The following is a 13203-nucleotide window of genomic DNA, read 5'->3' as shown; positions in this document are numbered from 1 at the left end:
GGGTCAGCAGCCGGGGGCGGTGGGTTGCTCGGTGCACGTGTGACGGACGAGCGCTGTGGTGGCCTCATAGATGCGGATGGCCTGGCTGGGCCCGGGGATGGTGAGCTCGCCGGGGAGGGGCACCCAGCCGCTGCCGGTGTCCAGCTCGGCGGTGTAGTGGACGGCGGTGGTGGCGGTGTAGGTGCCGCGGGCGCGGTACACGTGGCTGGTGGGGGTGGGAGTGAGCTGGGATTGACGGAGCGCAGCCCACGGGAGTCCCGGCGTCGTGGTGGATGCGGTCGTGCCGTCGCCGTAAACGAAGTCGTAGCGGACCGGGGTGAAACGCACGGTGATGGGCGTGCCCAGGAGAGTGCCGGTGCGGGCCGGAGGGGCGGTGGGGGTGAGGAAGTTCGTGGGGAGTCCGGCGACGCCGATGTTGGACGGCTCGGCGCTGGTGGCGGCCGGGTCCGGCGCGAACTGGGCGACATCGGTGATCGTGAGCGCGGGACCCGGGGCAGCAGGCCGGGGTGCGGGAGGAGTCTGAGGCGCCGTGGCGCGGCATCGTTCGTCGGCTATTCCCGCGCACACGTCGGTCTGACGGTTCTGGTCCGGGCGGGGGTAGCGGCGGGGCGTGCCCGAGTGGCGTGCGTCGGGGGTGGCGTCGACGGGGGATGAGCCGGGACGAGTCTGTGACGCCGACACGGTGACCTCTGACTCGTCAGTTCCTGCAAGAAAGTCAGAAAACCCTGGTGCGGCCGCGTCGCCGGAAGCGAGGAGGAACAGTGCTCCGACAGTCAGCGCCTTCCAGCCGGTCAACACGACACGTCCTCCGTAGGGGTTGCGCGATCAACCGTGTAGCGGCCCTCGCCGGCGGCTACGAACTCGACCGTAAGCGCATAAACACTGGGTCGATCGGGGGAGACTCCAGATGACCCATCCGCATTGGTGATCCGCACCGCCGAGACATCGAGGCATATCGCCGCCTCCACTGTGGTGAACGGCAGACGAGATTCCAGGCCCTGAAACGTCAGCACCTTCGTGCTTCCGCTCAGCACCTGTCGATCGGCGTGCATCGTCGAGAAGTTCTTGCGGTCCGACTTCTCGACCGTGCCACTCGAGAGCTTGAAAAGCGGTTCAAACGTATCCGGGTTGGTCGTATCGACCGCGTTGAGGGCTTCGACATACTCGCTGAGCGTTGCTTCGGCGGCGGCGAAGGCGTCTTCCTTGTTTGCGAACAGCGGGGTGGCGGTGGGGCTCGGGGTCGTGTGCGGGCTCGGTGCGCAGGCGGCGACGCTGAGGAGCGTCGCGACGAGTGCGGCGGTCAGCGTCGCACGGAGCCGGATGGCGGATGACGGGATCACCCGGTCACGGTACGGGGAATGCGGGATCAGGCGTCGCGGTTGTCCACAGGGGAGCGGCGGATTCCCCGCTCGCGGGCGGATCGCTTCTTCTGATAGCCTGAATCGTCACTCGTGGCGTGCATGCGCATGCCCAGGTGCCGAACAATCACAATCCAACCGCTGTGAAGCATGCTGTCGGCCGTGCGCGGCCGCGCTTCCAGCCCGAGTATCCATTCAACAAGGACAACCCACTACATGACTACCGCAACGACCGCCCCGGCCACCAAGCAGGTCGCCATCAACGACATCGGATCTGCTGAGGACTTCCTGGCCGCGGTCGAGAAGACCCTGAAGTTCTTCAACGACGGCGACATCATCGAGGGCACGATCGTCAAGATCGACCGCGATGAGGTCCTCCTCGATGTCGGCTACAAGACCGAGGGCGTCATCCCCTCGCGCGAGCTCTCGATCAAGCACGACGTCGACCCCAACGAGGTCGTCGCCGTCGGCGACCAGGTCGAGGCCCTCGTTCTCCAGAAGGAGGACAAGGAAGGCCGCCTGATCCTCTCCAAGAAGCGCGCCCAGTACGAGCGTGCCTGGGGAGACGTCGAGAAGATCAAGGAGAACGACGGCGTCGTCACCGGTACGGTCATCGAGGTCGTCAAGGGTGGACTCATCGTCGACATCGGCCTCCGTGGCTTCCTCCCGGCGTCGCTCATCGAGCTGCGCCGCGTGCGCGACCTCACGCCGTACCTCGGCCAGGAGATCGAGGCGAAGATCCTCGAGCTCGACAAGAACCGCAACAACGTCGTCCTCAGCCGCCGCGCGCTGCTCGAGCAGACGCAGTCGGAGTCGCGCACCACGTTCCTGAACAACCTGCACAAGGGTCAGGTCCGCAAGGGTGTCGTCTCGTCGATCGTCAACTTCGGTGCGTTCGTCGACCTGGGCGGCGTGGACGGTCTCGTGCACGTCTCCGAGCTGTCCTGGAAGCACATCGAGCACGCCTCCGAGGTCGTCGAGGTGGGCCAGGAGGTCACCGTCGAGATCCTCGAGGTCGACCTCGACCGCGAGCGCGTCTCCCTGTCGCTGAAGGCGACGCAGGAGGACCCGTGGCAGGTCTTCGCCCGCACCCACGCGATCGGTCAGGTCACGCCGGGTAAGGTCACCAAGCTCGTCCCGTTCGGTGCGTTCGTGCGCGTCGCAGACGGCATCGAGGGCCTCGTCCACATCTCCGAGCTCTCCAGCAAGCACGTCGAGCTGGCCGAGCAGGTCGTGTCGGTCGGCGAAGAGGTCTTCGTCAAGGTCATCGACATCGACCTCGAGCGTCGCCGCATCTCGCTGTCGCTGAAGCAGGCCAACGAGTCGGTCGACCCCAACGGCACCGAGTTCGACCCGGCCCTGTACGGCATGCTCGCCGAGTACGACGAGAACGGCGAGTACAAGTACCCGGAGGGCTTCGACGCCGAGACCGGTGCGTGGAAGGAAGGCTTCGACGCCCAGCGCGAGGCATGGGAGCAGGAGTACGCTGCGGCCCAGGCTCGCTGGGAGGCGCACAAGGCTCAGGTCGCCAAGGCGGCCGAGGCCGAGGCTGCGGCCGGCGACGACTTCGGTGGCCAGTCCTTCTCGAGCGAGTCGGCCGGTGCCGGCACGCTCGCCGATGACGAGGCTCTCGCCGCTCTGCGCGAGAAGCTCTCGGGCGGCAACTCCTAAGTAACATTCCGAGAAGGGCCGTCACCCCGCCTCACGGCGGGCGTGGCGGCCCTTTTCGCGTACCGGATTCGGTGGCGATCCGCTGCGTGACGGAACATTACGACCGCATTCGTAACACAGGAGCCGCTCCGCCAGCATGGGCCTATGACCGCCCTGCTGCCCGCGTCGCGCACCGCCGACGTCACGACGACCGCAGCGACGGCGCAGGACGTGCGACTCGACGCCGTCGAACGGTCCTTCCCGATCGCACGAGGCACCCGACGGGTGCTGCGCGGCATCGACCTGGACATCCGCGCGGGGGAGATCGTCGCTGTCGTCGGCCCCTCCGGGTGCGGCAAGTCGACTCTCCTGCGTCTCGTGGGCGGACTCGATGCCCCGAGCCGCGGCAGCATCCGCATCGGGGGCACCGCGGTCGCCGACGTGGACGAGCGCACCGCGGTCGCCTTCCAGGAGCCGCGGCTGCTGCCCTGGCGGACGATCGCACAGAACGTCGAGCTCGGCCTGCCACGAGGCACCGGGCGTCGAGCGGGACGCGCGCGCGTGCAGGAGCTGCTGCACCTGGTGGGACTCGACCATGCCGCCGATCAGCGCCCGCGTGAGGTTTCCGGGGGCATGGCGCAGCGGGCATCCCTCGCGCGAGCCCTCGCCCGCAACCCCTCCGTGCTGCTGCTCGACGAGCCCTTCGGCGCGCTCGACGCCCTCACGCGCCTGCGCATGCACGACCTGCTGCTGAAGATCCACGCAGCCGAGCCCACCACCGTGCTCCTCGTGACGCACGACGTGGAAGAGGCCCTCTACCTCGCCGACCGCGTGCTGCTGCTGCGCACCCTCGGCGACCACGACCACGCCTCCGTCGCCCGCACGATCGAGGTGCCGGGAGCCCGACCCCGCGACCGCGCCGACCGCGGCCTCGCCGACCTGCGCGCCGACCTCCTCGAGGGACTCGGCGTCGACACCCACCACCGCAGCACCGAGGAGACCCGATGAGCACAATCACCCGCCGAATCATCCCCGCGATCGCGATCGCCGGGACGATGATGCTCGTCGCGACCGGCTGCGTCGCGGGAGAGAACGCGACCGCCGACACCGACACCGCACCGGCGGCCGACGCCGAGTGGTCGTCCGACACCCTCACCATCGACTTCGCCACCTACAACCCGCTCAGCCTCGTCGTGCGCGACCAGGGGATCCTGGAGGACATCCTGGGCGACGACGTGACGGTCGAGTGGGTGCAGTCCGCCGGCTCCAACAAGGCGAACGAGCTGCTCCGCTCCGGTTCTGTCGATGTCGGCTCGACCGCGGGATCCGCGGCGCTGCTCGCCCGCGCCAACGGCTCGCCCATCCAGGTGATCGACATCTTCTCGCAGCCGGAGTGGTCGGCGATCGTCGTCGGACCCGACAGCGACATCACCTCGGTCGAAGACCTGAAGGGCGCCTCGGTCGCGGCCACCAAGGGCACCGATCCCTACTTCTTCCTGCTGCAGGCGCTGGACGAGGCGGGCCTCTCCCTGTCCGACGTCGAGGTGCAGAACCTGCAGCACGCCGACGGTCGCGCCGCGCTCGACGGCGGCTCGGTGGACGCGTGGGCCGGGCTCGACCCCATCATGGCGGCCGCCGAGGTCGAGTCGGGCGACACGCTCGTCTACCGCAACGTCGACTTCAACACCTACGGCTTCCTCAACGCCACGGAGGACTTCCTCACCGAGCACCCCGACCTCGCCCAGGCGGTCGTCGACGCCTACGAGCAGGCGCGCGAGTGGGCTCTGCAGAACCCCGAGGAGACGGCGGCGCTGCTCGCGGAGGTCGCGGGCATCGACGTCGAGGTCGCTACCACCGTGATCCAGGAGCGCTCGAACCTCGACGTGAGCGGCATCCCCGGAGACGACCAGCTCGCGGTGCTCGAGAAGATCGCGCCCGTGCTCGCCGAGTCCGGCGACGTGCAGGGAGGCCAGGCGTCGGTCGACAAGGCGCTCTCGTCGATCGTGAACGACACGTTCGCGAAGAAGGCGGTCGGGGACGAGTGACCGATCTCGACCAGCGGGCCATCGTCCCGGCGGACTCGCGGGACGCGCTCGACGTCGCGAAGGGCGAGCACCGGCGTCCGGCCGGCGCGGGGCACGGGTGGAGCCGCCCGGCCGTGCGGGTCGTCGCCGGGCTCGTGCTCCCGCTGCTGATCCTCGGCGCCTGGCAGTACGTGACCGCGACCGGGATCGTGCCCCCCTACCGGCTGCCCGCACCCGCCTCGGTCGTGACGGCCGGTGTCGAACTCGCCCAGCGCGGAGAACTGTGGACGCACATCGCGATCTCCGTGCAGCGCGTGCTGCTCGGCTTCGCGATCGGCTCGGTGATCGGTCTCGCGGTCGCCGGGATCGTCGGTCTCTCGCGCCTCGGCGACGTGCTGCTGAGTCCCACGCTCGCCGCACTGCGGGCCGTGCCCTCTCTCGCCTGGGTGCCGCTGCTCATCCTGTGGATGCAGATCGGCGAGGAGTCGAAGGTCACCCTGATCGCGATCGGTGCCTTCTTCCCCGTGTACACCACCGTCGCCTCGGCCCTGCGACACGTCGACCCCCAGCTGGTCGAGGCCGGCCGCTCCTTCAGCCTTCGCGGATGGTCGCTGTTCCGGGTGGTGCAGCTGCCCGCCGTGATCCCCTCCGTCGTGTCCGGACTGCGGCTCGCCCTGGCTCAGGCGTGGCTGTTCCTCGTCGCCGCGGAGCTCATCGCGTCCTCGATGGGGCTCGGCTTTCTGCTGACCGACTCGCAGAACAGCGGACGCGTGGATCGGATCCTGCTGTCGATCGTGCTGCTGGCCCTGCTCGGCACCCTCACCAACGGGGTGCTCGCGCTGGTCGAGAAGTACCTGCTGCGGCGATGGACGTGACCGCGACCGAGGCCCGGCTGCACGAGACGCGCGTCTACCCGCCGTCACTACTGTTCCCGGACGCCAACGTGACCGCCGAGGCCTACGCCAGGGCGGCCGCCGACCCCACCGCGTTCTGGGAGGAAGCCGCACGGCGGCTGGAGTGGTCTGCACCGTGGCACACCGCGCACGAGTGGGAGCCCCCGATCGACGGGCGCGTTCCCGCCGCGCGGTGGTTCGTCGGCGGACGGCTCAACGTGGCCGTGAACTGCCTCGACCGCCATGTCGCCGCGGGCCGCGGAGACCGGGTCGCGCTGCACTTCGAGGGCGAGCCCGGCGACCGGGAGTCGGTGACGTACGCCGAGCTGCTGCGCCGGGTGTCCCGCGCCGCGAACGCCCTCACGGCGCTCGGCATCGGCGCGGGCGACCGGGTCGTGATCTACCTGCCGGTGCTCGTGGAGACGGTGGTGGTCACCCTGGCGTGTGCGCGCATCGGCGCCGTCCACTCGCTCGTGTTCGGCGGGTTCTCGGCGGAGGCCGTGCGCTTCCGGCTCGAGGACACCGGCGCGAAGCTCCTCGTCACCAGCGACGGGCAGTTCCGGCGCGGCGCCGCGACCGAGGTCAAATCCACCGCGGACCGCGCGGCAGCGGGCCTGGACACCCTGGAGCACGTCCTCGTGCTGCGCCGCACGGGCCAGGACGTGCCGTGGACCGAGGGCAGAGACGTGTGGTGGCACGAGGTGGTCGACACGGCCTCGCCTGTCCACGACGCGGAGGCGTTCGACGCGGAGCATCCGCTCTTCGTGATCTACACCTCCGGCACGACCGGGGAGCCCAAGGGGCTGGTGCACACGTCCGGCGGCTACCTGACGCACGCGAGCTGGGCGCACTGGGCGCATTTCGACGCGAAGTCGGACGACGTGCACTGGTGCACGGCCGACCTGGCCTGGGTCACCGCGCACACGTACGAGATCTACGGGCCGCTGTCGAACGGTCTGACGCAGGTGATCTACGAGGGCACGCCGGACGCCCCGCATCGCGAGCGGCACCTCGAGATCATCGAACGGTACGGCGTCACGGTGTACTACACGGCCCCGACGCTCATCCGCACGTTCATGACCTGGTTCGGCGCGGACCTCCCCGCGGGTCACGACCTGTCCTCGCTGCGTCTGCTGGGCACGGTCGGCGAGGCCATCAACCCGGAGGCCTGGGTGTGGTTCCGCCGCGCCTTCGGCCGCGATGAGCTGCCCGTGATCGACACGTGGTGGCAGTCGGAGACGGGGGCCGCGATGATCGCGCCGCTGCCGGGGGTGACGGCTCTCAAGCCGGGTTCCGCCTCGGTCCCGCTGCCCGGCATCGACGTGGCCGTGGTGGACGAGCACGGCGACGAGGTCGCCGCCGGTCAGTCGGGCACGCTCGTGGTCCGGCGGCCGTGGCCCGGCATGGCGCGGACGGTGTGGGGCAACCCGCAGCGCTATCGCGACGCGTACTGGTCGGCGTACGCCGGCCGGGGCGAGCACGGCGGCTACTACGTCGCGGGTGACGGAGCGACGAGGGATGCGGACGGGTACATCTGGATCCTCGGCCGGCTCGACGACGTCGTGAACGTGTCGGGTCACCGGCTCTCCACGATCGAGATCGAATCAGCCCTCGTGGCCCACGACACCGTCGGCGAGGCGGGCTCGGCCGGAGTGCCGGACGCCGTCACCGGACAGGCCGTCGTGGCGTACGTGACCCCGTCCGGCCGGGCAGAGGTCGAACCGGCCGCGCTGCGCGAGCAGGTCGCACGGGCGATCGGCCCGGTCGCGAAGCCCCGACACATCGTCGTCGTGCCTGATCTGCCGAAGACCCGCTCCGGCAAGATCATGCGCCGACTGCTGGCAGAGTTGTGGGAGGCCGAGCACGACCGTCGAGCCGGTCGAGTGCCCCGCCCCCTCGGGGACACCACCTCGCTGCAGAACCCGTGGGCCGTCGACGACATCGCCGACGTGCTCTCCGCCGCCGAACTGAGGACATCATGACGGAAGAACATCGCTTCGGGTTCCGCACCAGGGCCCTGCACGCCGGCGGCACGCCGGACGCATCGACGGGCGCACGGGCGGTTCCGATCTACCAGACCACGTCGTTCGTGTTCGACGACGCGGCGGACGCCGGAAACCTGTTCGCTCTGCAGAAGTACGGCAACATCTACTCGCGCATAGGCAACCCCACGGTCGCCGCGCTCGAGGAGCGCCTGGCCTCGCTGGAGGGCGGCATCGGGGCCGTCGCGACCGCCTCGGGCATGAGCGCGGAGTTCCTCACCTTCGCGGCCCTCGTCGGGGCCGGGGACCACGTCGTCGCCGCGGCACAGCTCTACGGCGGCACGGTGACGCAGCTCGACGTGACCCTGCGCCGCTTCGGCGTCGAGACCACGTTCGTCGCCTCGACCGACCCTGTCGACTTCGCCGCGGCGATCCGTCCGGAGACGAAGGTCGTGTACGTCGAGATGATCGGCAACCCCTCCGGCGAGATCGCGGATATCGAGGGTCTCGCCGCGGTCGCCCATGCGGCGGGCGTCCCGCTCGTCGTGGACGCGACGCTCGCCACGCCCTACCTGGCGCGTCCGCTCGAGCACGGTGCGGACATCGTGATCCACTCGGTCACCAAGTTCCTCGGCGGCCACGGGACCACCCTCGGCGGTGTCGTGATCGAGAAGGGCACCTTCGACTGGGGCAACGGGAAGTTCCCGCAGATGACGGAGCCCGTCGCGTCGTACGGCGGCATCCGGTGGTGGGACAACTTCGGCGAGTACGGCTTCCTCACCAAGCTCCGCTCCGAGCAGCTGCGCGACATCGGGCCGGCGCTGAGCCCGCAGTCGGCGTTCACCCTGCTGCAGGGCATCGAGACGCTGCCGCAGCGCATCGATGCGCATCTGGCCAACGCCCGAGTCGTCGCGGACTGGCTGGCATCCGACCCGCGGGTCGCCTACGTCACGTGGGCGGGTCTGGAGGATCATCCGCATCACGAGCGTGCGGCGAAGTACCTCCCGCTCGGTCCCGGCTCCGTGTTCGCGTTCGGGGTGGCCGCGGACGACGGGCGTGCCGCGGGGGAGAAGCTGATCGAGAACCTGCAGCTCGCGTCGCACCTGGCGAACATCGGCGACGCCAGGACCCTGGTGATCCACCCGGCCTCGACCACGCACCGCCAGCTCACCGAGGAGCAGCTCGTGGACGCCGGGGTGCGTCCCGATCTGATCCGCATCTCGGTCGGGCTGGAAGACGCGGACGACATCCTCTGGGACCTGGATCAGGCCCTCACCATCGCGACGGGAGTCACCCGATGAGCGCCACGACCTCGACCGGCGACGCCTGCGCTCTTCCGGCGGCGCCCGCGGACGGGCAGAGCTGCGCCCTTCCCGCGGCCGCGCCCGCCCCTGGTCGCACGTGGACGGGGCCCACGCAGCAGGAGCGATTCGCGCTGCTCCGCAGGGCGAGGACCATCGCGATCGTCGGAGCGTCGAACAACCCGGCACGGGCGTCGTTCTTCGTCGCGACCTACCTGCTGTCCAGCACGGCCTACGACGTGTACCTGGTGAACCCGCGGGAGACCGAGATCCTCGGACAGCCCGTCTACGCCTCCCTCGCGGACCTTCCCGTGCGGCCGGACATCGTGGACGTGTTCCGTCGCCACGACGACCTGCCGGGCGTGGCGCAGGAGGCGATCGACGCCGGGGCCTCGACCCTGTGGCTCCAGCTCGGGTCGTGGAACGAGGAGGCCGCCACGATCGCCGAGGCCGCGGGGCTCGCGGTGGTGATGGACCGGTGCATCAAGATCGAGCACGCACGCTTCCACGGCGGACTGCATCTCGCGGGATTCGACACCGGCGTGATCAGCTCGCGACGGCAGTTGCTCGCGCGCTGAGGCCCGTGGTGGGGAACCTAGACTGACGTCATGCCCCTCATCGCCCTCACCGGTGGCATCGCCTCCGGGAAGTCGACCATCGCCCGTCGTCTCGCGGAGCACGGATCGATCATCGTGGATGCGGACGCGATCGTGCGCGACGTGCAGGCGCCCGGGTCGCCGGTGCTGGAGCGGATCGCCGAGGTGTTCGGCCCGGAGGTCATCGCGGAGGACGGCTCCCTGGATCGGCCGGCGCTGGGCGCGCGGGTGTTCGGCGACCCGGAGCAGCTGGCGCAGCTGAACGCGATCGTGCACCCCGCCGTGCGCGACGAGTCGCAGCGCCGCTTCACGGACGCGCTCGCCGCCGATCCGCACGCGGTGGTGGTGTACGACGTGCCGTTGCTGGTGGAGGCGAGGGTCGACGACCCGTGGGACCTGATCGTGGTCGCGCATGCCCCGGCGGAGGAGCGTCTGCGTCGGCTGGTCGAGCTGCGGGGCATGGACGAGGCTGCCGCCCGCGAGCGCGTCGGCGCGCAGGTGTCCGACGAGAAGCGTCTGGCGATCGCCGACGTGGTGATCGAGACCGGCGGCGCTCTCGCCGAGACGGTCGCGCAGGCCGACGCGCTGTGGGAGCGCCTCCGCACCGGCTGACCGACCGGACGTTCAGCATTTCTCCAGGTGCGCAGAACGTCGCCGATATTCTGGAAGGGCGTGGGGACGCACCAGGGGATGGTCTGCTGGGGGAGAGCTTTTTCCGCGCGCTGGGGAGTGGAAGAAGTGACTCAGTCGAGCCATGGCATCTCGCGTCGGACTCTGATCAAGGGAGCGGCCTGGTCGGCCCCCGTCATCGCGGTGGCCGTCGCTGCGCCGCTGGCGGCAGCCAGCGCGACCGTCGTCCCGAACAGCACGGCGAACTACTACTGGGACGCGGAGGCGCAGGGCGCGTTCACCAGCCTGGTCGCGGCGAGCGGTGGCCTGCGCGCCACCTTCAGCACCCAGATCAGCTATCGGGCGAACCCCTGGATGAGTCCGCCCGCCGGTGGCTCGCTTGTCGTGGTCGTCACGTTCTCCTCTCCCGTCACGCTCGATCCCGCGTCGTCGTTCGGGGCCTGGGCGCCGCAGCCCGTCGGCGGCTCCACCGCCACGAGCTTCACCTTCATCAGGACGCCGTCGAGCTTCGGCGACGCGCTGAGCTTCAACGTGATCGGCTCGGCGCCCGGCGAACTGCGCTCGACCGCGACCATGACGCTCCTCAACGGCGGGAGTGCGACCGCGACCACCGAGCCCTCGGCGGAGACGGCGGTCCTGGTCGCCTGACCCGGCCCCGATGTCGGAGGGGCGGCCTACGCTGGAAGCATGCAGCCCACGCGCAGTGTCCGTCCCTTCGAGGTCATCAGCGAGTACGCCCCGGCCGGTGATCAGCCGCAGGCCATCGCCGACCTCGCCTCGCGCATCAACGCGGGCGAGACCGACATCGTCCTCCTCGGCGCCACGGGTACCGGCAAGTCCGCGACGACGGCGTGGCTGATCGAGCAGGTGCAGCGTCCCACGCTGGTGCTCGCGCACAACAAGACACTCGCCGCCCAGCTCGCCAACGAGTTCCGCGAGCTCATGCCGAACAACGCGGTGGAGTACTTCGTCTCGTACTACGACTACTACCAGCCAGAGGCGTATGTGCCGCAGACGGACACCTTCATCGAGAAGGACTCGTCGATCAACGCCGAGGTCGAGCGGCTCCGACACTCCACCACCAACTCGCTGCTGAGCCGGCGCGACGTGGTCGTGGTGTCGACGGTGTCGTGCATCTACGGCCTCGGCGCGCCGGAGGAGTACCTGCGAGCCATGGTGGCGCTGCAGGTGGGGGAGCGGTACGACCGCGACGCGCTCATCCGGCAGTTCATCGCGATGCAGTACAACCGCAACGACGTCGACTTCTCGCGGGGCAACTTCCGGGTGCGCGGCGACACGATCGAGATCATCCCCGTCTACGAGGAGCACGCGATCCGCATCGAGCTGTTCGGCGACGAGATCGAGGCGCTGTACTCGCTGCACCCGCTCACCGGCGAGGTGATCGAGAAGCTCGACGCCGTGCCGATCTTCCCCGCGTCGCACTACGTCGCGGGAACCGACGTGATCCAGCGCTCCATCCGCACGATCGAGCACGAGCTGGAGGAGCGGCTGAAGGAGTTCGAGCGCCAGGGCAAGCTGCTCGAGGCGCAGCGTCTCCGCATGCGCACCACGTTCGACCTGGAGATGCTGCAGCAGCTCGGCTTCTGCTCGGGGATCGAGAACTACTCGCGGCACATGGACGGCCGCATGCCGGGCGAGCCCCCGCACACGCTGCTCGACTTCTTCCCCGACGATTTCCTGCTGGTGATCGACGAGTCGCACGTCACGGTGCCGCAGATCGGCGCGATGTACGAGGGCGATGCCTCCCGCAAGCGCACGCTGGTCGACCACGGCTTCCGGCTGCCCAGCGCGATGGACAACCGCCCGCTGCGGTGGGACGAGTTCAAGAACCGCATCGGGCAGACCGTGTACCTGTCGGCGACGCCGGGCAAGTACGAGATGGGCATCGCCGACGGCGTGGTGGAGCAGATCATCCGCCCGACGGGTCTGGTCGACCCGGAGATCATCGTGAAGCCCTCGAAGGGGCAGATCGACGACCTGCTCGAAGAGATCCGGCTGCGGGTCGAGCGCGATGAGCGCGTACTCGTCACGACGCTGACGAAGAAGATGGCCGAGGAGCTCACCGACTTCCTCGGCGAACACGGCGTGCGGGTCCGCTACCTGCACTCCGACGTCGACACGCTCCGCCGAGTGGAACTGCTCAGTGAGCTGCGCGCCGGCGTGTACGACGTGCTCGTGGGCATCAACCTGCTGCGTGAGGGCCTCGACCTGCCCGAGGTGTCGCTGGTGGCGATCCTCGATGCCGACAAGGAGGGCTTCCTCCGCTCCGGCACCTCGCTCATCCAGACGATCGGCCGCGCGGCGCGAAACGTCTCGGGTGAGGTGCACATGTACGCCGACAACATGACCGACTCCATGGCGAAGGCCATCGAGGAGACCGACCGCCGGCGCGAGAAGCAGATCGCGTACAACAAGGAGAACGGCATCGACCCGCAGCCCCTGCGCAAGCGGATCGCCGACATCACCGAGGTGCTCGCCCGTGAGGGCGCCGACACCGCCGACCTGATGTCGGGCCGTGGCCGGGCCTCGGGCAAGGGCAAGTCGCCGACGCCGAACCTCCGGCGCACGGGCATCGCGGCCGAGGGGGCGCAGCAGCTCGAGGCGACGATCCAGGATCTGACCGATCAGATGCTCGCGGCGGCCGCCGAGCTGAAGTTCGAGCTCGCCGGGCGCCTGCGCGATGAGGTGCAAGACCTCAAGAAGGAGCTCCGCTCGATGGAGCGGGCCGGGCACGCCTGAGTGGAGTGG

General features: G+C 69.6%; 12 protein-coding genes. 10 read left to right on the top strand and 2 right to left on the bottom strand.

Annotated features, from left to right (window positions below):
* Positions 1 to 3 precede the first annotated feature (3 nt).
* Together KV394_RS15600 and KV394_RS15595 are read right to left on the bottom strand one after the other, a co-directional pair.
* Entirely contained in the window at positions 4 to 681 is a 678-nt protein-coding gene (locus KV394_RS15600) for a hypothetical protein (RefSeq protein WP_247981851.1), read from the bottom strand.
* Between the two features lie 110 nt (positions 682 to 791).
* Positions 792 to 1340 (bottom strand): hypothetical protein, encoded by a 549-nt coding sequence (locus KV394_RS15595; protein WP_247981850.1) that lies wholly within the window; start codon positions 1338 to 1340, stop codon positions 792 to 794.
* Between the two features lie 234 nt (positions 1341 to 1574).
* On the opposite strand from KV394_RS15595, the gene rpsA reads away from it, so the two are divergent.
* From rpsA to uvrB, 10 genes are all read left to right on the top strand, one after another.
* Complete coding sequence (rpsA, locus tag KV394_RS15590; protein ID WP_136028795.1) at positions 1575 to 3029, top strand: 30S ribosomal protein S1; 1455 nt, start codon at positions 1575 to 1577, stop codon at positions 3027 to 3029.
* A 144-nt stretch (positions 3030 to 3173) separates the two neighbouring features.
* On the top strand, positions 3174 to 4016 hold the full coding sequence (locus KV394_RS15585) for an ABC transporter ATP-binding protein (RefSeq protein WP_206253325.1): 843 nt from the start codon (positions 3174 to 3176) through the stop codon (positions 4014 to 4016).
* Complete coding sequence (locus tag KV394_RS15580; RefSeq protein WP_247981849.1) at positions 4013 to 5053, top strand: aliphatic sulfonate ABC transporter substrate-binding protein; 1041 nt, start codon at positions 4013 to 4015, stop codon at positions 5051 to 5053. Before KV394_RS15585 ends, KV394_RS15580 begins: the two co-directional genes overlap by 4 nt.
* A complete protein-coding gene (locus KV394_RS15575; protein ID WP_247981848.1) occupies positions 5050 to 5907 on the top strand; it encodes an ABC transporter permease in 858 nt (285 codons plus the stop codon). The genes KV394_RS15580 and KV394_RS15575 overlap by 4 nt, the downstream gene beginning before the upstream one ends.
* Positions 5898 to 7907 carry an acetate--CoA ligase gene (gene acs / locus KV394_RS15570; protein ID WP_247981847.1) on the top strand — a complete coding sequence of 670 codons (2010 nt, stop codon included), beginning with the start codon at positions 5898 to 5900 and terminating at the stop codon, positions 7905 to 7907. The genes KV394_RS15575 and acs overlap by 10 nt, the downstream gene beginning before the upstream one ends.
* Positions 7904 to 9208 (top strand): O-acetylhomoserine aminocarboxypropyltransferase/cysteine synthase family protein, encoded by a 1305-nt coding sequence (locus KV394_RS15565; protein WP_136028801.1) that lies wholly within the window; start codon positions 7904 to 7906, stop codon positions 9206 to 9208. Before acs ends, KV394_RS15565 begins: the two co-directional genes overlap by 4 nt.
* Complete coding sequence (locus tag KV394_RS15560) at positions 9205 to 9786, top strand: CoA-binding protein (RefSeq protein WP_136028803.1); 582 nt, start codon at positions 9205 to 9207, stop codon at positions 9784 to 9786. The genes KV394_RS15565 and KV394_RS15560 overlap by 4 nt, the downstream gene beginning before the upstream one ends.
* 30 nt (positions 9787 to 9816) lie before the next feature.
* The gene (coaE, locus tag KV394_RS15555; protein WP_247981846.1) at positions 9817 to 10416 is read left to right on the top strand and encodes a dephospho-CoA kinase; all 600 of its coding nucleotides are present in this window, start codon (positions 9817 to 9819) and stop codon (positions 10414 to 10416) included.
* A gap of 126 nt (positions 10417 to 10542) precedes the next feature.
* The gene (locus KV394_RS15550) at positions 10543 to 11082 is read left to right on the top strand and encodes a hypothetical protein (RefSeq protein WP_136045359.1); all 540 of its coding nucleotides are present in this window, start codon (positions 10543 to 10545) and stop codon (positions 11080 to 11082) included.
* Between the two features lie 39 nt (positions 11083 to 11121).
* Positions 11122 to 13194: an excinuclease ABC subunit UvrB gene (uvrB, locus tag KV394_RS15545; RefSeq protein WP_247981845.1), complete on the top strand. Its 2073-nt coding sequence runs from the start codon at positions 11122 to 11124 to the stop codon at positions 13192 to 13194.
* Positions 13195 to 13203 lie beyond the last annotated feature (9 nt).

The organism is Microbacterium sufflavum (genome assembly GCF_023101165.1).
GTDB classification, from domain to species: Bacteria; Actinomycetota; Actinomycetes; order Actinomycetales; family Microbacteriaceae; genus Microbacterium; species Microbacterium sufflavum.
Note: the sequence above shows the minus strand (reverse complement) of the source record. Positions and strands in the feature narration are given on the sequence as shown.